The organism is Arthrobacter horti (assembly GCF_030731045.1).
GTDB lineage: Bacteria > Actinomycetota > Actinomycetes > Actinomycetales > Micrococcaceae > Arthrobacter_E > Arthrobacter_E nanjingensis.
In genome coordinates, this window is record NZ_JAVALS010000001.1 from 663,284 (window position 1) to 684,614 (window position 21,331).

1 protein-coding gene (only partly in view) is annotated in these 21,331 nt (G+C 69.6%); it reads right to left on the minus strand.

Annotated elements, in window-relative coordinates:
* Positions 1 to 21,331, minus strand: the 3' portion of a protein-coding gene (locus Q9R02_RS03120; protein ID WP_305995164.1) for a hypothetical protein. Its footprint extends 11,786 nt past the window's final position; the window shows 21,331 of its 33,117 coding nt (coding positions 11,787–33,117); its start codon lies off the right edge, out of view; it ends in the stop codon at positions 1 to 3.

The window sequence follows — 21,331 nt, forward strand, 5'->3', positions numbered from 1 at the left end:
CTACGAAACAGTGAAGCCTGTCTGTCCCACCGTGCGCGGCCTGTCGATCTGCTTGGGGATCTGCAGGTATGCCGTGCAGGAGCCGCCCGCGGGCGGGTAGATCGTCTGGGACCGGCCGGTGCCGTCGGCGCCGATCACCACGGTCAGCGCCGTGCTGTAGACGACCGCCCCGTTCACCGTGCACACCACCGTGATCTGGTAATAGTCCCGGTTGTTGGCGCCCACGACCTTGAAGTACACGCCGCCCGTCGACGTCACCGTGCTGCCACCGGCGGCAGGCACGGCCGTGATGCCCGGGCCGCTCGTACTGCCCGCCGGGCTGGCCGTGCCCGACGTCGAAGTGCCTGAGCCGGTGCCCGGCGTCGTGGCCGCGGTCGTGTTCGCCGCCGGCGCCAGAGCGGGTGCGGAGCTCGCGCTGCTCGCCGTCGCGGTCGGCGTCGCCGTCGTCGTGGTGGCCCCGGCGGGCGGTGCGATCGCGCTCGTGATCGTCACGGCCGCGAAACCGCGCGCCAGGTTGTAACCCGCCACCGGGGAGACCTGGACCCAGAAGAACTCGCTCGGCTCGTACTTCCCGCTCCCGTTCACCGTGACCTTGATCGTCGCGGACGTGGATCCTGCCGCGAATGTCACCGTCCCGGACGCCGCCACGTAATCCCCCGAGGCCGCGGTGGCCACCGGCCCGTCCAGGGCCGTCCAGCTCAGCGTGAGCGGGCTGGCAGGTGCCGCCGAGAGCGTGATGGTGAGCGTCGCCGTCGTCGTTCCCGACGCCGGTGCGGTCACCGCGGCGTCCGCGATCGAGATGGTGGGCGGTGGCGGAGACGCTCCGGCGAACACCTGGTCGTCCGTCATGAAGCGGAAGGAGTCGAACGACGCCGTGCCGGACTGAGCGAGCGTGCCCACCCTGCCGTCGGTCACAGTCGCGTTGAAGATGTAGCTGCCGAGCACCTGCCCGTTGAGCGTGACCGTCACCACCGTGCCCTTGAGGACGAGGTCCAGCGTGTAGTCCCTGCCCGCCGTGAGCGCCACGGCGTAGCTCTGCTGGATCTGCCAGCCGCGTCGAGGATCCATGTGGCCTACGATGACGCGCTGACCGGCGATGTCCAGCGCGGCGAACTTGAAGTCGTTCGGCGCGTACTCGTCGAAGACCAGGCCCGCGACGCCGTTGGTGTTCAGCACCGCGACGACCTCGACGTACGACGTCGGATCGATGAGCTGGCCCTGCGGGGTGTAGCTCGTAGCGGACACCACGGGCGAGCCGCCGGCCGCCGTTCCGTACCGCCCGTAGGCCACGTTCCAGATGCCCGTCTGATCGGCGGTGAACCAGTCGGCCGTGCCGTTGTCGAAGTAGCTCGTGCGGTCGAGTACCACCTGCGGCGGGATCACCTGCAGCGCGATGTTGTCGATGACACCCTGCGAGTCGTTCGAGCCGAAGCCGATGAAGCCCTTGTTGAGCGCCACCCGATCCCCGTTGGGCAGGACTCTGACCGGGAAGCTGTACGTGAACGCCTTGGTCCCGTTGATCGTCACGGTCACCACGGTGCCGTTGACCGCCACCAGCAGATCGTAGAAGGTACCCGGCGAGAGCGAGCCCTGCACCGAACCCTGCGCGTCGTACCACCAGCCGTTCGCGTCACGGTGGCCGATCACCATCTTGTTGATCGAGTCGTCGATGCCCGCGAACTTGAAGTCCGTGGGGCTCCAGTAGTCGAAGATGACGAACGAGTTCGCCTTCCAGCCGCCCGTGGGCTTCTGGACTGAGATCGACGCACGGATCTCGTAGTAGATCGGGAGATAGGCGTCGGCGTACCAGACGGCTGCGGCGTCCTTGCCGAGCGATGCGGCTCCCACCTGGAGCTGGCCGTTGGCGACCTGGAACGTACCCGAGTCGACTGCGAAGCCCTGCAGTGTTCCGCCGTTGAAGTCGGCCGAGCGGAGCACGTCCCTCTTTCCGCCGGGCAGGTTGCCGGCCTGCGGGTCGGTGGGGCCGCCCGTCTGCAGCTGCCACAGTCCGTGGTCGTGCTGCGTGACGAGGCCGAGCTCACCGTCTGGCTCGCCGTTGCGGGCCGGATCGTCGCCGGTGTCGGTGGCCCGCGTCGGGTCGGCACCCTGCGAGCGCGAGAGTGCGTACAGGAATTCAGGCAGCTGCGGCTCGACCTGCCGGCTCACGGTGGCGATGCCGAATGGCGAGAACGGGACGAGGTAGCTGTTGAACTCACCCACCCAGTCGATGAGCCGGTCGCCGCCCGTGTTGCCGATCAGGATGTCGAGCCCGCCGCCGCCGAACGCGCGGTCCTCGAAGCTCGAGTTGGGCCCGTCGGGCACATCGTTCAGACCGTAGCTCGTGCCGGTCGTGAGATCGTCGTCCGCCTGGAGGAGGTCGTTGCCGTAGCCGCCGTACATCGTGTCGTTGCCGGTGCCGCCCACCAGCCAGTCGTTGCCGAGGTCTCCGAAGAGAACGTCGTTGCCGTCCGACGGCACCGTACTGGTCTGTGTGCAGTTGCTCTGATTGTCGACGGCGGTGCAGGCGGTGACGGGGTCGCCGAGGGTCGCGTCGTTGTTCAGGAAGAACTGGAGGTTCTTGGGCGGCGGGCCGCCCTTCCACACGCTGCCATCCGGGTTGAAGAGGATGATGCGCCGCGGATCGTACTCATCGTAGAGGAGGAACTCGCCGAGGCGGCTGGCGACGTGGTGGTTGGAATGCCAGGCGTTGGTGTCCGCGCCGAAGTGCAGGATGTCGCCCGGGTTCCACGGGTGGTAGAAGTCGGTGCGGGTGACACCCACGGGGTTGCCGTTGGCGTCGAACGCCTGCACGTAGCTCTCGGCACGGGCCTCCGAGCCGCTCATCGCATCATCGCCCGCCCCGCCGTGCAGCTGGTCGTTGCCGAGGCCGCCGAAGATGACGTCATCCGAATTGTTCGCATCGTAGTTCGGGTTCGCGGCGCCCGCGGAGCGCGGGGTGAGATCGAACGATGTCTCATCGACCGCCGTCGCGAGGGCGCCATTGTGGTTGATCGTGGCCTGCTGGACCATACCGGGCGTGTAGATGAACTCGTCCAGGACGTTGCCGTTGGAGATGCGCGTGTTCGGGTCCGTGGGCAGGAGCGTGAGGACTCCGAAGAGCGGCTCGGAGTAGCAGCCGGCGGCGTTCGGCGCGCAGCCGTTCGCGACCCAGGCGCTGCCGTTCCAGCTCACGCCCGTGGCGCTGTTGCGGCTGGTGAAGATCCGGCCGTCGTCGCCGAGGATCGTGTCATCGCCCGTGCCACCGGAGAGCCAGTCGCTGCCCCAGCCGCCGATGATCTGATCGTTCTGGGCGTCTCCGTAGACGATGTCGTAGCCGGGACCGGCGTAGACGGTGTCGTCGCCGGACTCGCCGTGGACCTCGTTGACGCCGCCGATGTCGTAGAGACGGCAGTTCGGGTTGTAGACCGGGTTGCCGTTGGCGTCGAGGGCCGGGGCACAGGCGGCAAGCTGCTGGGCGAACATGAGGCTGTGGACACCCGGCAGGACCGGGCTGCAGACGGGCTGTGTGGGCGAGGTGTTGCACGTCCCGGGGGTGCCGGCCGGGAAGAAGAGGTCTGGCCGGAAGTCCGGGCCGCCCGGCGTGTAGTCCAGGAGGCTCACGCCCCGGACCACCTGCTGGCCGTCCGCGTTGTACTTGCAGGAGACGGGCCGGCCGGACGCGTCGAGCGTGCAGCGCGTCAGATCGTAGGTGTCCCAGTTGTACGTCACGTAGCGCATGGTGTCCGGGTTGCTCAGGAGCAGGTGGCAGTCCGCCGCGGCACCGGAGGATGTCGCCGCCTGGCAGCCCGAGGTGTCGGTGCCGTTGATGCCCACGATCCGCACGATGTCGCCGTTCGCGCCGACCACGGTGTCCGCGTCACGGGAGTGGATGTCCCGGTTGAGTGTGCCGTCGGCGAGCTGCCGGTTCGCGGTCGCGTTGAGACCGCCGGTCTCACCGACTTCGTTGTTGAGGTCGGTCTGTGTCCCGGCGCCGCCGAAGATGAGGTTCTTCCCAAGGTCGCCGACGACGGCGGAGAGCGGCACGTACGTCGGGTTGCCGAAGGCGTCGGGCACCACGGAGTAGGAGCCGCCGTCGGGCCGCTGGTAGGGACTCGTGAGGCTGTAGAAGTCGGAGTTGCCGCCCACCAGGTCGTCCTGGCCGAGGCCGCCGAAGATGACGTCGTTGCCGGCGTTGCCTTCGATGTAGTCCGAGCCGTCCGTGGCGCGCTCCACCGAGGGGTAGACGGTGAGCGGGCCGACGGGGTCGCACACGATCGACCCGGCCGCTCCGGTGCAGCCCGTCGGTGTGCGGAACGCACCCACGCGCTGGAGCATCGACGTCGGGCTGCCCGGGGAGATCCAGTCGATCGAGCCGTCGCCCTGGATGGTGTCATCGCCCATCTGGCCGAGGATCACGTCGTTCGCGCCGCCGCCGGCAAGGTAGTCGTTGCCCCACGAGCCGAGCCACTTCAGGCCGTCGTCGGCCGCGAAGTCCTGCCACAGGTTGGAGACCTTGTACTCGGCCCACCACGGGACGTCGTTGGCCGTGCGGTAGTTCTGCGCCACCCCGTTGGTGAGCAGCGCACCGGAGTTGTAGGCGTCCACGGCTCCGCCGCACGGGTTGGTCCGGTCGGAGCGGCTGTACAGGAGCGTCCCGCACAGCGACTGGAAGCGTCCGTTGGTCCAGTCACCGTAGCTGCGCTGGATCGAGACGTTGTCGCCGAAGATCATGTCGTTCTGCCCGCCGCCGTCGACCGCGTCGTTGCCCGGCCCGCCGATGAGCATGTCGCGGCCCGAACCGCCGTAGACCCAGTCGTCGTCGCCGTTCTGCAGGGCCTTCGAGTCGACGCTCAGCACGCCGATGCCGCCGTCCGTCTGCGTGCCGGCCGTGCCGAGGCCGCCGGTGAGCAGCGTGGTCTGGATCTTCTGGAGCTTGCCGGGAACGGGCTTCGTCGTATCACGGGCGCCCGAGACGTCCTGGGTGATCACTCCGAGGTCGCCGAAGATGATGTTGTCATCCTGGCCGATGGTGGTGCCGTTGACACCGGGGAGCGTGCCCACGCCCGCGCCGTACAGGAGGTCCGGGGCGGCCTTGAGGAGGTCACGGTCGGGGTATTGCGCGGCCGGGTAGCCCGTGGGGCCATTGCCTGCCGTCGCGACCGTGAGCACGCGCGTGATGAGGTCCACATTGAAGCCGGAGTCGCCGTAGATCATGTCCTCGCCGCGTTCGCCGAAGACCGTGTCCGAGCCCGAACCGCCCGCGATCTGGTCGCCGGTCTGCGAGCCGATGAGCACGTCGTCACCCGCACCGCCGTACATCGTGACGCCGATGCTCAGGAGATTGCCGTTGGCGTCGGTGCCGGTGAGCGCGTGGGCGTCGATGATGTCGTTGCCGCTGAACTGGAACGGGTTGGCGAGCGGGAAGATGAAGAACGGTGCGCTGTTGCCCACCCGGTTGAGCACGACGACGCTGTACACGCCCGTGGTGGTGGCACCCGGCGTCGTGACGGGGAAGGCGGGGCCGGCCGGGAAGTCGGCGAGCGAGAGGGTGAGGTTGACCGAGATCGTGGTCGCGGTGACCGCCTTGATGATGCCGACGTACTGCGACACCGCGGTCACTGTGCGCGTCGCCCATGGCATCGGGGCGATCACGGGGCCGTTCAGGAGCATGGTCTGGCGCAGGCTGTCGAAGCCCGTGATGGTCCAGACGCCGGTGAGGCCGGAGATGATGATCTGCATGCCGGTCGTGTAGGCGGCGTTCCACGTGCCGGTGGCGAGCGTGATGCGGTCGGTGCCCAGGAGGACGGAGCCGCTCTGGACGATCGGTGTGGCGAGGCTCAGGGCGAGTTCCTGGCCCACGGCGAAGCCGTCGTGGAGGAACGTGCCACTGCCGGTGCAGGTCCCGGTGCAGGAGTTGAGCGTGATCGTACCCGTGTGGCCGTCAGCGGAAAGCGAGAGGGTGACATTGGAGCCCTCGATGTGCGGCATCGGCTTCGGGCCGAAGTTGTGGAGTGTGAGGTGCGTCGGATCGCCGCCGTACCAGACGCCGTCCTGCGAGGTGTCGCCGTAGAGGACCAGCGGCGAGGCCGGGCCGCCACCGCCGGTCACGGTGATGGTGTCGCCGCCCAGGCGGATGGCGCTCACGAGGCCGGTCCACGACGGCACCGCGGCGAGTGCTCCGCCGTTGACCGTGATGGTGCCGGCCACCGGGTCGATGGCCGTGATGATGCGGTAGCCCGTGACCCCGTCGATGCGGACCAGCATGCCGGCCGTGAGGCCCGAGGCCGTCAGGGCGCCGGCGGGCAGGCCCGTGAAGGCGATGACACCGCCGTCGGCCGTCGCCGTGATGGAGCCGCTGCCGGCGACCCACAGCCGGCTCACCGCGCTCACGACGCCGGCCAGCGCACCCGGGGTGAGGGCCGCGCCGTCGACGATCATGACGGCGCCGTCGGACGGGTTGCCGTCCGCGTTCAGGGCCGGGCTGTTGGCGAAGCGGAGGATGGTGCGGATCCCGGCGCCGGGGATGTAGACCTGCTGGCCGGCGCGGAAGCCGAGGGCCTGCCAGGCCTGGCCGTTCGAGAGGAGGATCCCATTGCCGGCCACGATGCTGAGCATGCTCTGCGCCGGGGTCCAGCCGACCGGGAGCGGCGTGCGCGGGGCGCCATTGCCGGCCGAGAGTTCGTCGGCCACGGAGATCTGGCCCGTCAGCGGGCCCGTGGGCAGCGGCGACGCTCCCGCGAGGAGCATGACGTCGCCGGGCAGCGAGCCCGCGTTGCCGCTGTTCGCGAAGCCCGTCACGGTGTAGAGGTGCCCGTCGGGTGCCTCGACGAGCTGGCCCGCACGGAAGCCGAGGCTCGTCCAGGCGAGTCCGTCGGCACGGACAAGCCCGCTGCCGCCCCCCACGGTCAGAACGGAGAAGGTTCCGTTGACCAGCAGCGGGCTGTTCCCGCCCCCGTGGACGGCTGTGATGCCGCCATGATGCGCGAGCTCGCCGCGCAGGCCTGTGATCGGGTTGAAGTCGCCGCCCTGGATGAGGGTGCTCTGGACGGTGAAGGTGTCGTTGCCGGAGCCGAGCATGATGTTCAGGACCTCGATCGTGGAGACCGAATTGTCCATCGAGTACTGGCCCGTGTTCGGGTCCACGCTGAGCGAACCGTAGCTGATGCCGCCCGGGAAGGTGAGCGGTTCGCCCCACGGGAGGCGGTGCGTCACGGGGTCGGCGAGGCTGGAGAAGTCCAGGCCCGGGCCCATGTTCAGACCCGTGACGGCCGTCGAGGTGAGGTTGCCGGAGAGGTTCTGGTGGCTGCCGTCGTCGTAGATGTTCAGGGTGTCGATCTGCTGCCATTCCGGCGGCTGTGCGGCCACCCGGAACGGCGGCGTGTTGCCTTCGCCCGGGAGCAGGATCGCGGCCTTGAGCGAGCGGTCGGAGGCCGTCGCGCCGCCCTCGACGGAGAGCGGGCCACGGATCTGATCGAGGCGGTGGGCCTGCTTCGGGAAGGTCACGAGGTTCGCGCGTCCCGCGGGAACCACCCAGTTGACGTCCGCGAGGAGGTTCACGGTCTGCTGGATCCACCAATTGGACTGCGTGAACGTCAGGGTCGCGGCCCATTGCGTGACGGTGGCGAGCGGCCCGACGGCGGCGGGCTTGGCCGTGCTGGTGAAGTACAGGACGTTGAGCGTGCCGCCGTTCGCCGAACCGAAGGACTGGATCTTGTAGAAGTTCGGGTCGCCCGAGATCTTGATGATCATGCCCTCGGTGAAGCCGCTGTCCAGCCAGCTCGAGCCGTCGTCCCGGGTGAGGGCACCGGTCACGGCGTTGTAGGAGAGCGTGTGGCCGGCCGTGCCGGTGAAGATCCCGGCGTCCTGGAGCTGGCTGATGATGACGTTGGAGAACGGGTTCGCCCAGAGGGGCCGGGCCACCGGGAGAGGACGGTCGAGGGTGAGCGAGCCGGCGCTGAGGCCCACGATCTGGTAGTCGCCGTCGTCGGCCGTTCCCGTGCCGCTGATGCGGATCTTCTGGCCGATCCGGAAGCCCTCGTCGAGGAAGCTGCCGAGGTCGGAGCCGTTGCCGCGGGTGATGGTGGAGCCGGAGACGTTCAGGAAGCCCTTGAACGCCTGCGCCGCACGCTGGCCACCGTACGACTGGTACGCCGTGCCGCCGAACGGGGCCACGTCGACCTGGCCATCGGTGAGGATGAAGATCGTGACGGGCGCCGCCGGAGCCGAGTTGAGGCGCACGGAGTACGAGTCACCCGTGCCCGGGACGGTGCAGGCCACGTTGCCGCACGCCTGGACCACCGTGGAACCGTCGCTCTGCTGCACGAACACGCCCGGGGTCTTGTCGCTGATCACCTGGACGTCCACCCGCGAACTGATCCGGGAGGCGGCCGCGAGGTAGGCGGCGTCCGTGGTGGACGGGTCGATCGTCATGATGATCGCCATATTGTGCGGGTCCATCGGCGCGATGATGGTCCGCGCGTGGATGGTCACGATGACCGGCATGTACCAGTTCGCGCTGGTGAACGTCACGGTGTAGACGTACGGGGTCGCACCGCACGCCGTCGGGTCGCTGAACGCCGCACCCTGTGCGACGGCGAAGCGGCCATCCGTGCTGGACAGGCACACCATGTTGTCGCCCGGGACGATCCGGACCACCACCGTCTGGCCGGCCGCCGGCGCCTTCGCGAGCTGGACTGTCATCTGGTCCGAGACCTCGGTGGTGACCGTGCCCGCGAGGACGGTGGTGTCGTTGTCGAGGTGGCCCGTGGTGGGATCCGTCTGGCCCACCAGGATGTCCGCCTGGTCGTTGTCGTAGATGGTGGCCTCGACGTTGCGGACGAGTGCGCCGTCGAAGTTCGGGTCGGCGCTGATGACCGAGTGGTTCACTGTGACGACCCGCGTGCCCTCGGCGCGCGTGTCGTCCACCGCGTAGAGGTACACCGTCTGGTCGGTGTTCCAGTTCGTGCCGTCGAAGACCAGGACCAGGGAGCGGTTCGAGGCGCTCATCGACGCGCCGCCCAGGAGAATCTGGCGGTAGAAGTCGGCCAGCGCGCTGCCGCTGAGGTTCGCGGCGACGAGGATCGTGTCGCCGGCGTTGCCGGTCGGGGCGCCGTCGGGCAGGTTGCCGACGGTGAGCTGCGGGTGCTCCGTCGACGGCGGGTAGGCCGCCGATACGCTCACGTACACCTTGCACTGGGCGTCGGAGAGGCCCGTGCACACCGGGTGCGCCGCGAGATGGACGGTGTAGGAGTCGAGCGACGGGAGCGGGGGCACACTTCCGCACAGCGACGAGGTCGGGCTCAGCAGGTAGCAGCCGCCCTCGTACACCGCGGTGAAGCCGCCGCTCTCGGTGATGACCACCTGGCCCTGACCCGGCCGCGCGACGGTGACCGGGACGCCGTCGGCCACGATCCCGTTGTAGCCCGGGTCCGTCGACACCACGCCGTGGTTCACGGTGCTGCTGGTGCCCTGGATGTTGAGGGCCGTCACGTCCCCGGCCACATCGCCCGCGACGTTGATGGTGTCGCTTCCGAGGCCGCCGATGACGCGTGTGACCATGCCGGGGGCGGTGGAGAGCACATCGATCGTGTCGTCGCCTTCCAGGCCGTCGATCTCCAGGACCTGGACGTTGGTGTAGGTCACGGACAGACCTGCCCCGTAGATCGCCTTCGCGGTCACCACGATGTGGTCGGCGAACTCGGTGCCGAGGATCACGACCTTGTTGAAGCCCGTGCCGCCGTCGATCGAGACCGGGGCGTTAAGGTTGTACTCGACCTGGTTCTGGCCGGCGCCCGTGCGGATGTCGCTCTCGGCCGCGGTGGAGAAGCCGCTCGTCAGGCGCGGCATCGCGATCTGGTCCTGCGCATTGATCCACACGATGTCGCACGTGGCGCGCTCGGCGGCCGTGAGCGAGACGCCCGGGTCGGTGCAGCTCTTGCCGCCCATCGACGCCGGGAGGCCGTGGCCGGTCCGGACCTCAGCGAGGGCGAAGGCGCGGACCACGAACAGGTCGTTGCCGTCGTCGCCTTCGAGCCGCAGCGGCGCCTGGTTCGAGTAGACCGTGAAGGTGTCATCGCCCGCGTCGCCGACTGCCACGAGCGGTGCGGACGCACCCGCGGAGACCCAGCCGCGCGTCGTCGCGACCGTCCCGAAGACGTCCTGCGGATTGAGGTCTCCCCCGCTCGTGTCCCGCGTCATGCCGTCGGCGGAGACGCCGAGGTTCGAGGAGAACGCGTTCCCGTCCCGCTGGCGGCCGTAGATCTGGCCGATCTGGAACGAGTCGTTGCCCGCGCCGCCGTCGAGCGTGGTGGTCACGGTGACGTCGTCGGAGGCGAAGACGTCGTTGCCGCCGAGGCCGTTGACGGTGAGCCGTCCATTGATGCCGGTGTCGTAGTTGATGCGCTCGTACGCCTGGGTGCGCAGGGCCGGGTTGCCGGTGGGGTCCGACGTCGTGACGTCGTTCGTGAGCAGGCTCACGGTGACGTTGGTCAGGGCGACGTTGGACGTCGGCACCTGCTCGGTGGTGAGGGAGACGCCCACGGGCAGGGTCTCGGAGAACGTGATCCAGGTGCCGTTGGGGTCCACGCTCGCCACCGTGTAGTCGCCGGTCCACACGCCCGCCGTCGGGCCGCCGAGGTGGACGCGGAGGCCCACGAGGCTCTGGGCGAAGGTGCCGGCCGGAGCGCCCATGAGGGTGCGTCCGGGGGCGGTGCCGGCGCCGCAGCCCGTGGCCGTGAAGCACAGGCTCAGATTGCCCGTGAAGAGTGGGGCCCGGGCGCCGAACTGGCCGTGCAGGAGGGCGACGAAGCCGGGATCGTCGGAGCGTTCGCCCACGGTGTTGGACGTCGGAGTGGAGGCGATGAAGCGCGAACGGCGCAGGAGGAAGATGTCATCGGCCGGGTACGGGTTGCCGTGGGCGTCGTAGCCGGACAGCGGGTTGTCGTAACCGTTGACCGTGAGGTAGTCCGTGCCGTCGTTCGGGGCGCCCGTGTCCAGGACGTTGATGACGTAGTTGTGGCAGCTCGAACCGGTCGGGTCGCCCGTGAAGCACGGCTGGCTGCCGGTGGTGTTGATGACGTAGGTGTCCGTGCCCGACTGGCCGTCGAGGGTGAGCGTCATGCCGTCCGCGACGTCCATGGTCTGGAGCTGGTTGACGAACATGAAGTCTTCGCCGTCGCCCACCGGGGCGTAGGAGCCGCCCGGCGTCGGGGTGTTGCTGCCGTAGACGCGGGTGATGTTGCGCAGGTACGTCTGGTCGAGGCTGATGATGTCCGCGTCGGTGTTGCCGAAGATCCGCGTGAGGTTGCACGCGTGACCGTCCTTGTCGAGCTGGTTCACGCAGGCGTTCGTCTGGGTGCCGCCGAACAGTGCCGTGCCGTTGGTGGTCTGCGCGGTGCCGGACCACAGTTCGCCGTGCAGGTGCATGACCGTGCCCCAGCCCAGGTCGGGGACGCCGGCGGCGGAGCCCGCACCGCTGTTGGAGAAGTCGCCGTAGATGTCGATCCACTGGGCGGCGCGGACGCTCGCGACGAGCGCCGGGTTGGCGTCGGTGGCCACGGCCCCGTTGTAGCCGTCCGTGGTGACGTTGTCGCCGGCCCGCAGGAGCACCCAGCCGTGGTCCGCCTGGATGAGGCCGCGCTGGATCTGGCCGTTCGCCGTCGTGCGCGGGGCGTTCTCGGCGAAGAGGAGGCTGCAGAAGCGGCGGCCGCCGCTCGCGGGGTTCGCGCACGGCAGGAGGTTGAGGTCTTCGCCCTGTGCCGCGGTCTCCGCGACGGTGAGCCGGATGTTGCCGGCGAAGGTCCGGGCGAGGACCACGTTCATCGGGGCCGGGGTGCCGAGGTCGGCCGGATCGACCGCGTCCGGGATCTCGGTGACGAAGATGCCGGTGTCCGCTTCGAGGGCGACCGTCGCCGCGGGGGTGGTCGAGGCCGGGCTCCACGGGGTGGTGAAACGGCCCGAGGAGATGTCGAGGTCGTTCGTACCGTCCGCCGCGCCGATCGATCCGCCCGCGGCCTTGATGTCGATCGTGTTGCCGATGACTTCCGCGGCTGTCTGGCCCGTGGGGCCGTTGGCGTCGATGACCGAGCCCTTGACCGTGGCGAGCGAGACGTCGCCGCGGGTCCGGACGAGGTGGATGCGCAGGTCATCGGTGTTCGCGGGGTTGCTGTCGCCGATCTCGGTGAGGAACACGCCGAGGGTGTTCGGCGAGGCCGTGTCGATCGCGGTCAGGACGCCGGTGCCGGTGCGGAGGGCGTCGACGTTGATCTCGAGGAAGTCGCTCGGGAGGCCGATGCCTCCGAGCGTCCCGCCGGTGCCAGCCGTCATGGTGATGTTCACGCCGCTGACGTCGATCGACGGCTGGCCGTTGGCGTCGAGGATGCGCTGCGGCGAGGAGAGAACGACGTCGCTCTGCGTCGAGTCGATGTGGCCCACGAGCATGTCCCCGGCCAGCTCCGTCGCGGTGATCTTGCCGTTCGTCGTCAGGAAGATCTGTGCGGCGTCGGCCGTCAGGTAGCCGCCGGACAGGCTCGGATCGTCCACGGGGCTGGTGCTCGGCGAGCCACCGGTCCAGGCGACGTCCGTGTTGATCGTGAAGGTCACGGTGGTGACGGGCGTCGCCGCGCTCACCACGTGCGTGCCGTCGTCGATCGCCGTGTTCGCGCAGTACTTGGGTTCCTGTGCCGCGTAGGCGGAGGAGGTGGACACGTGGCAGATGTCGAGATCGTCGCCGGCACGGGCCTCGGAGAAGACGTAGTCCGAGTCGAGAGTGGACGTCACGGTCCCGAAGGCGCGCAGGATGCGGGCGAGGTTCGGGTCGGCGGTGTCCGGCTCGTAATGCGTCTGGTACTGGCCGCTGCCCGGGTTCGTGGACGTGGAGCCGTACGGTGCGCCGTCCGCACTGACACCGGGGTTGTAGCCCGTCGGGAAGACGTAGTGGTAGTTGTTCGTCGCGGCGTGGTACGCATTCACGGTCACCAGGATGTTGCTCGCCAGGTCGTTGCCGTTCTTGCTGTCGTTGACGACGACGTCGAGGTCGTCGCCCGCGGTGAGCCGTGCGATGGTGACGGTGAGAGCGGAGCCGAGGGCTTCGTCGGTGCGGCGGTTGGCGGTGAGGTCGAGCACGAGGTCCGCGCCGGCGTCGGCGGTGATGGAGAAGTCGTGGTAGGCGCCGTCCACGCTCTGGTAGCGGATGAGTTCGACGGCGATCGGGTTGCGCTCCGTGTCCTGCGTCCCGGGCACCGGGTGCTGGGCGGCCTGGTGGCCGATGTTCCCGTGCGGGGCGGACAGCGTGAGGATGTTGGTGCGGATGACCTTGGTGGCGACGGCGCCCAGCGGGCCCGCGAGGATGTCACCGCTCGCGTTCTCGATGTCGGTGGTGCCGATGGGGTTCTCGATGTAGTCATCGAGCCGGATGAACGGGTTCTGGACGGGGCACGTGTACGCGCACGTGTTCTTGATCTGGACGAGCGTCGGCGGGAACGTGTACTTGATGTCGAAGTCGAGGCTCGGGCCGGGGCTCGGGGGGCTCAGACCGCTCACGCTGTGGCCCGTGCCGGCGTCGATCTTCTGGACGCGGATGTCGATGACCGGCGAGTTGACGGTGTTCACGACGTTGATCTTGTGGACGATCATGTTCAGGTTCGAGGCATTGAGCAGCTTGACGTAGTTCCACGTCTGCTGGAACTGGAACTGGCCGAGGCCGCCCCAGATCTCGCCGGCCGGCGCCGTGCCGTTGGTGATGTTGGCCGGGACATTCGCCAGGAACCGGGCGTTGGCGCCGTGGTTGTACAGGATGTCGTCCGCGCTGAACCAGGATCCCGTGAGCTGGCCGACCGTGTGGATGTTGTTGAACGGGTCATCCGTGTACACGTGGCCGTTGGCATCGCGCACGGTCGCGTTGACGAGTTTGGTGACGTTGCCGTTGGCATCCACCTCCACCCAGGGATTCGGCTCGCCGAGCATGATGACGGTGGACTCCCAGAAGATCCAGCGCTGGAAGTTCTGGCTGCCGCCGCTGCTGTCCGATCCGCCGAAGTCGAGGAAGCCGCCGCTGCGGTCGGTGTGGCGGAGGTAGCGGTCCACGAGCTGGTTGACCGTGACCGAGAGGTCCGAGGTGGTGATGGTGGAGCCGCTCATGCCCGCCACCTGGGCCGTGGTGGCGATGTCCGAGCTCGCGGTCGGGGAGGTGCGGCCGCCGAAGCAGTGGCAGGTGGAGGACGCGTAGCTGTCGATGAAGATGCCTCGGTACTCCGCATTGAGCGCCGTGGAGACGTTGCCGGTGAGCACGGAGCCGTTCGAGAGCACCGTCTGGGTGAGGCCGCTCACGTCCACCGCCGTGGTCGCCTCGGAGTTGGCCCCGAACGCCGTCGCCCGCGAGCTCGAGGTGCCGACGAGGTGCAGGGAGTCCACGTAGGCGCCGACGGCCACCGTCCGGCCGGTCACCGCTCCCCCGATGGTGGTCTGCGTCGTCGCGACCGCCGCGGAACCGGGGACCCAGCCGGCGTCGCCACGGCCCACGCGGATCGCGAGGTTCGTGGTGCCGTCGACGCCGAGACCGCCGACGTCCGCCGTGCCCTGGCCGTACCCGTTCACCGAGGTGTGGGATTCGATCGTCGCGGCGGTGCCGGCCGTCACGGAGCCCTTGACGGTCACGGTGGTCGAGTAGTCGGCCAGGATGGTCTCGCCGGATCCACCGCCGGCGAAGAGGCCGCCCGAGCTCGAGGAGGCGATCATCGTGGGGTTCAGTGCGGAGTTCGCGGACACGGTGACGTCCTGTGCGGCGCTGAGTGCGGCGTTGGTGTCGATGAGGATCGTGTTGCCCATGTACAGGTGGGTGTCCGCGCTCGCCGAGTTGACCGAGATGAGCCCGCCGCTGTCGTTCGAGGAGACCGTCTTGCCGGAGACGATGCCGTGCGTGGTCACGCTGACGGAGCCGCCACTGAGGGTCGCACCGTTGCCCACGGTGGCGCTCAGCGTGGAGGTGACCTCGACGAGGGACGCCGCGGTGGAGACCGAGATGGCGCCGCCCCCGCCGCCCGTGGCGGACGCCGAGACGATGAGGTCTCCGCTCGTCGCACCGAAGGGGATGTTGTCACCGATGCCGTGGAGCCGCTGCGTGCCCGCACCGCTCGCCGGGGCGATGTCCTCCACGAGTGTGTAGACCAGGCTTCCGAGGCCGGACACACCGGACGGGAGCGTGGGTGCCGAGAGGTTGATGCCGTCCCGGGCGAAGGTGTGGAGCCCGCCGGTCTGGCCGGAGACGATGGTGTAGGTCTTCGCCGCGCCGCCGGCGGTGTCGGAGAGGGAGAACGACGACGAGCACGCGCCGCCGCAGCCGACGACGTAGTAGCCGTGGCCGTCCGTGAGTCCCTGGATCGGTGCGTTGGCGGCGTACCAGAGCTGCTGGATGACGGCCTTGCCGGCCGTCGTCGTGACCGGGCTGAGCGTGAGCGCCACCTGCGCCTGATTCGAGGACGTGCCGCAATCGGACGCGAGGCCGGTCGCGTGGCAGAGGGAGTCGGCGAACTTGTATTCCTGGCCGTTGATGCGGATCAGGTAGTAGTAGCCGGCCGCGATGCCGATGGTGGAGCCCGACTTCGGCGAGTAGTACACGCGCGTGCCGCTGGAGAAGCCCATGTCGAGGAAGTTCCCGGGGTTGGACGGGTCTTCGACCGCGAAGTACACGTCATTGGCGTCATTGCCGGTGGCCGCGACCCACTTCTTGTTGGTGCCGTCCCACACCACGTTGACCTGGCCCGAGCTGAACGTCACGGCCGGTCCCGGCTGGTAGTAGGTGACGAAGTCGCCGTCGTGGAAGCTGTTCGAGGCCGTGATGACACCCGTTCCGCCGTTGATGCTGCCCGCGTTCACCGAGACGCTCGTGGAGACGAAGCCGATGGGCTGGAGCTTGATGCGGAACGCGTCCAGGACGTGGACCCGGTAGCGTGTGCCGTTCGTGAGGCCGCCGACATCCGAGGTCGTGCCCGACGGGCCGAGCGGCACCGCGGAGTACCAGACGATGTCTCCCTCGTGCAGGTGGTGCTCGCGGAGGCCGAAGTCGATGACGTCGTTCGCCGCATCGACGTTCGCCCCCGTGAAGACCGCGCCGAGCTGCAGGCTCGTCGGGCTCGTCACGATGACCGAGTACTGGGCGCCGTCGGCCAGGCCCGGGATGACCGGATGGCCCTGCGCGTCGTAGGTCACCACGTCGCCCGTGTTCGCGTTGTGGTTCGCGGTGAAGGTGATGGTATTGGCCCCGTCGGAGACTCCGCCCACGCCGTCGAACGTGCCGTCCGAGGCCGGCGGGAGCGGCGGGTTCGCCGAGGCGTCCACCGTGATCGCACCGGCCGCGATGATGCTCGCACCGCCCGTGACCGAGGCGGTCGACGTCGGGGACATCTTCGCGGTGGCACTGAACGAGCCGATGTTGATCGCTCCGCCCGTGGCACTCGAGGTGCTCGCGTCCGAGTCACTCAGGCCGATCGACTGGGCGTTGACGGTCCCACTGACCCGGATGACCGAGGTGGCGCCGCCGAGGACGACGCCGACCGTCGGGGTGCCGTGGCTCGAGGAGGTCGAGTTCGTGACCGAGAGGAGGCCGCCGCCCGTCTCGTCCATGCCCGCCACGGCCGTGTCATTGCCCTTCGCAAGGACCGTGAGGCTCGCGGCGCCGGGATTGCTGGTGCTGCCCGAGAGCACGCGCACGTTGCCGAGGATGGACGCCGACGTCTTGCCCGAGGCCTCGGCGTCCGGGTTCGAGTCCACGGACACGTTCAGGATCGCGCCGTTCGCGTTCCGCAGCTTCGAGTGCGCGAAGTCGCCGCTCATGGCCCGGACGATGATGACGCCGCCCGGCGCTGCCAGTGTGCCGCCCGCGGCGAGGGTCGCCGTCGTAGTCGCTGCGGCCTTCGCGTAGAGGTTGTTGCTGGAGATCGCGAGGCCGATGGCCACGGTGAGTGCGCTGCCGGAGGCGTCCACGACGTGGTCGGTGAGGAAGTTGCTGCCGTCGAAGTTGTGGTAGGCGAGGACGGAGAGTGTGCCGCCGCTCGTCACGGAGCCGGTGACGGTCGTCGTGACGGTCGAGGAGTCGGTCGCCTTGACCGTGGAGACGCCCACCGCACCGCCGACGCCGAAGGTGACGGCCGAGTAGTCCGCAATGGTCGAGTTGCGCTCGATGGCCTGGACGGTGACGTCGCCCGTGCCGCTGATGGTGCCGCCGGCCCCTGCCGAGACCCCCATGTCCGTGGTCGCCGTGTAGCTGCCGCTCGTGACGCCTGCGCCCACACCGCCTCCGGCCGCGTGGCCGTGGACCACCGCGGAGGAATCGACCGTGGAGCCGACCGTCACGGCCGTGACTCCGCTGGCCGTGCCGTTGAAGTCCGCGGTGACGTGACCGCCCGCCTCGGCCGTCGGCTGTGCGAGGCCGATGCCCGCGGCCACGCCCACCGCCAGGCTGTCCGCCGCGGCGGTCGCCGCGTTGAACGCGACACTCGCAATGCTGACCCAGCCGGGGCCGGTGAGGCTCGTGCCGGAGGCGATGGTGGTGGACACCTCGGGCTTGCTCGTCGCGGTCGCGCTGGCAGCCGTCACCGCGCCGCCGATGGCGATGCCCGTGAGGCGGACCCGGGCGTAGGCGGGGTCGACGGTCGACGGCGTGGAGTCGCCGGCCAGCGTGACGCTCGGACGGACCGGGTTTCCGGCCGAATCGACGTTCAGCCGCGCGGAGACGGTGACGGCCGTGCCGTGGAGTTCGCCGCCTCCCACCGTGAAGGCCTTCAGGGTCGGGCGGAAGTCCGACGTCGCGGTGGTCGCCCCGGCGCTGAAACCGCCGCCGATGCCGATGCCGCGGCCGTCCGCGATCGCCGTGGCGGTGGAGGAGGCGATGAATTCGACCGCTCCCGTGGTGGCCAGGACCTTGGCCGAGCCGCCCAGGAAGGCCTTGACGACCGGGGCCGAGGTGGTGGTCTCGTTGACGATCACGAGGTCGAAGCCGAGGCCCACGCTGACCATGTCCGTGAACGCCTTGGGCGCGGAGGTGAGGCTCGCGACCACCGATGCGGCGGTTCCCGTACCGCTCACGGTGACGGTGGCCGGGTGGTTCGTGTCCGCGGCCGGGCCCTCGGGGCCGACGTACGCTTCGACCGTCGTCGAATCCGTCGCGTGGGTGGTGATGAATGCGCCCGCGGCCACGCCGACCGTGACGTTCGAACCCGCAGGCGGTGCGTTCGTGGCCGTCGGAGTGCTCGTGCCGCCCGCGTGGAGGATCAGGGAGCCTGCGGTGAGGGTGGCGCCGTCGTCGATGTGCGCGGCGATCGTGCCGGCCGTGGTGGCCTCGAGGTCGACCACGGAGATCGTGACGGCCGCGACCGCGATGTCGATGTTCGTGACGGTCGCGTGGGCGTTGCGGGTCGCCTCTAGGTCGGCCGCGCCGGTGCCGAGGGAGACTCCGCTGCCGCCGCCGATGTACACCTCGGTGGTGCCGTCGACGGTGGCGGTGGGCGTGGCGCCCGTGCCGCTGATGGCCGCCAGGCCGAGCATCTTGGCCGTGCCGGTGGCGTTCGGCGTCGCGCCGGCGGTGACCGTGAGCGAGCCGGCCACGACGGTGCTGCTCGCCGCGATGAACGCCCGCGTGGAGCCGTGGATCTCCGCGTCCGGGGTGAAGACCTGGACGGAGAGTCCTGCGCCGGAGGCGCCGCCCGATTCGGCCGTCGCCGTATCGGTCGATGTCGCCGTGACCAGGATGGCGCCGCTCCCGACGTTCGCCGAGCCGATGCCGGCCTCCGTCGTCGCGTTTCTGCCGATCTCCGCCTTCGCCGAGGCGATCTGTGCGGCGATGGCGCCCATCGTGATCGCCTTGGTGGTCGCTTCGGCGAGGTTGGAGCTCAGGGACGTCGCCGTGAGCGCCGAACCCGTGATCGAGGTTCCGCCGAGGCCGATGTCCGTTCCGCCGTCGACCTTCGCCGTCGGAACCGAGACGCCGAGGGCCGCGAAGCCGCCCGCGCCGAGCACGGTGCTGGCTTCGGCGTGGTTGTTCGAGGTCACCGTGACCTCCACGAGGCCGCTCGCGTTCAGTGCGCCGCCGGACTGTCCGAGGACCTCCACGTCGCCGTTCGAGCCGACTTCGGCGAAGGCCATGCTGCCGTTGCCCGCGAAGCCGAGGCTTCCGGTCACCGCGAGGATGTCCGCCGTGGCGAGGTTCGTCCCGTTCGCGTTGACCTCGATCGCCGCGGCGCCCGGTGTGGTGGCCGTCGAGGTGGTGCTGACCGAGCCGTAGATGCGCACCCGCGCCGCGGAGTTGTCGTGCGCGGCGGCCGCCATGACGCTCAGGGCTGCGACGCCGCCGAGGTTTCCGAGCGTGGCCGACGCGATGGACTGGTTGCCGCCATTGCGCGTCCCGGCCTGGATGAGCACCAGGCCGGTGCCGTTCAGCGAGGCGCCCGATCCGATCGTCGCCTCGATCTTCGCGTCCTGCGTGATGTCCGCCGTCGCGACACCGCCGCTGAGCCCGACGACCGAGACGCCGACCGTCGTCGAGCTGGCCATCGCGGTATTGTCCGCGAACGCCTGGACGGTGATAGTGCTCGCGTTCGACGCCGAGCCGTCGGCTTCGGCACTCGTGTGGCCGGAGACCGTGGCGAAGGCGAGGAGGACGGTCACCTGGACGCCTCCCCCGCCGCCGCCCGGCGCCGTGGCGGTGGCGGAATTGCTCGCGGTGGCCTTGACGAGGAACGGTGCCGGTGTGCTGAAGGTGATCGCCGACGTCGGGCCCACGAGGGCCTCGGTGGAGCGGGAGTTGGTCACGCGGGCCACGGTCACCGAGACCGCCAGGACGCCCGTGGCGACGTTGAGGGTCTTCGCCGTCGCGGTGTGCGTGCCGTCCGCGGTGACGCTCAGTCCGCCCGCTCCGAGCGTGCCGTGCGCGCCGCTCGAGGCGGTCGCCGTGCCGCTGAGGGTCACGAACGCGAGGTCGCCGGCGAAGCCGCCGCCCGCACCGGCCTCGAACGCGATCGCGAGGAGGTCGTTCGTCGCGTTGTCGGTCACGGAGACGTTGAGGTGGCCCACGGTCCCGCCGGCGCCGACGGCGATGTTGCCCACCGTGGCGCTCACGCCGCCCGTGACGTTGACCACGGCGGCCGAGACGCCCACCGCGACGGCCCCGAGACCCACGCCGATCGCGTACGAGTTCGCGGTGCGCTTCGCGTAGGCCGCGACGTCGATGCCGCCGCCGGCCTGGGTGACGCCTGCACCGGTGACGGGACCCGTGAGGGTCGTCACGGTCTTGCTGGAGTCGATGTGGGCGTTCTGCGTGCTCGAATCGTTGATGACCACCACCTGCGCACCGATCGCGATGGCGCCCGCGGCTCCGACGAAGGCGACTCCGGTGACGGTCTCGTCATCCATGCGCGCCTTGACGCTCACCTTGCCGTCCGGGCCCGTTCCGGCCGTGATGGTCGCCGTGCCGCCGATGCTCGCATCCGTCGCGCTGTCCACGTTGAGGACAAGGACGGAGACGCCCAGCCCGCCGAGACCCGCGGCGCCCGCACCGGCGACGCCGAGGACGTGGAGCCGGTCGATGGCCCAGACGTCCACGTGGCCGCCCGCCACGATGGTCGCGTCGATCGTCGCCGCGGTCCCGCCGGTCGGGGCCGTGCTGAGGGCCAGGCTGCCGAGATTCGACGTCGGAGCCGCCGCGGCGATCATGGCGCCGGCGGCGGCGAGCCGGGCGGCGAGGCGTGCGTTGGTCGAGGACTCAGTGCCGGAGTTCAGACGCCAGGCCGCGTTGTGCGCGGGATCCGCGCCGCCCGAGGAGATGTCCGCCGTCGCCGAGTAGGTGCTGCCGCCGTAGGTGACCAGCTGGCCGCTCGAGTAGTTCGTGGCCGAACTCCACGCGTTGGCGGTGCCCGCCGTCGTGCCGTCCAGCGAGTGGTTCTGGTAGCCGCCCGCTCCCCCGCCCTGCGCGGTGCTGCCCGCGGAGGTGACGCTGTTGCCGTTGTCCCCGGCCATCGCATCGGAGGGGCCGCGCCAGTCCGTGGTGTCCTGGGTCGGGTCCAGGTTGCCGGCATTGGCGGCCACGTCGTTCGTGGCGGTGTACTGCGTGTGGTTCACCCCGAAGGTCACCACATCGCCCTTGGCGTAGGAGGTGTGCGTCCCGTCCCACGCGCCGCGGAAGTTGCCGCCGTTGCTGTCCTGGTAGGTGGTGGTCGGGGTGGTTCCGACGCTCCAGACCGAGACGGAGGCCGCGACGCCCACCACGCCGCCCGAGAGGCTCACCGCGAAGGTGCTGACCTGCTTGGTCGAGAGCGCGAACACCTCGACGTTCCCGCGCGCCTTC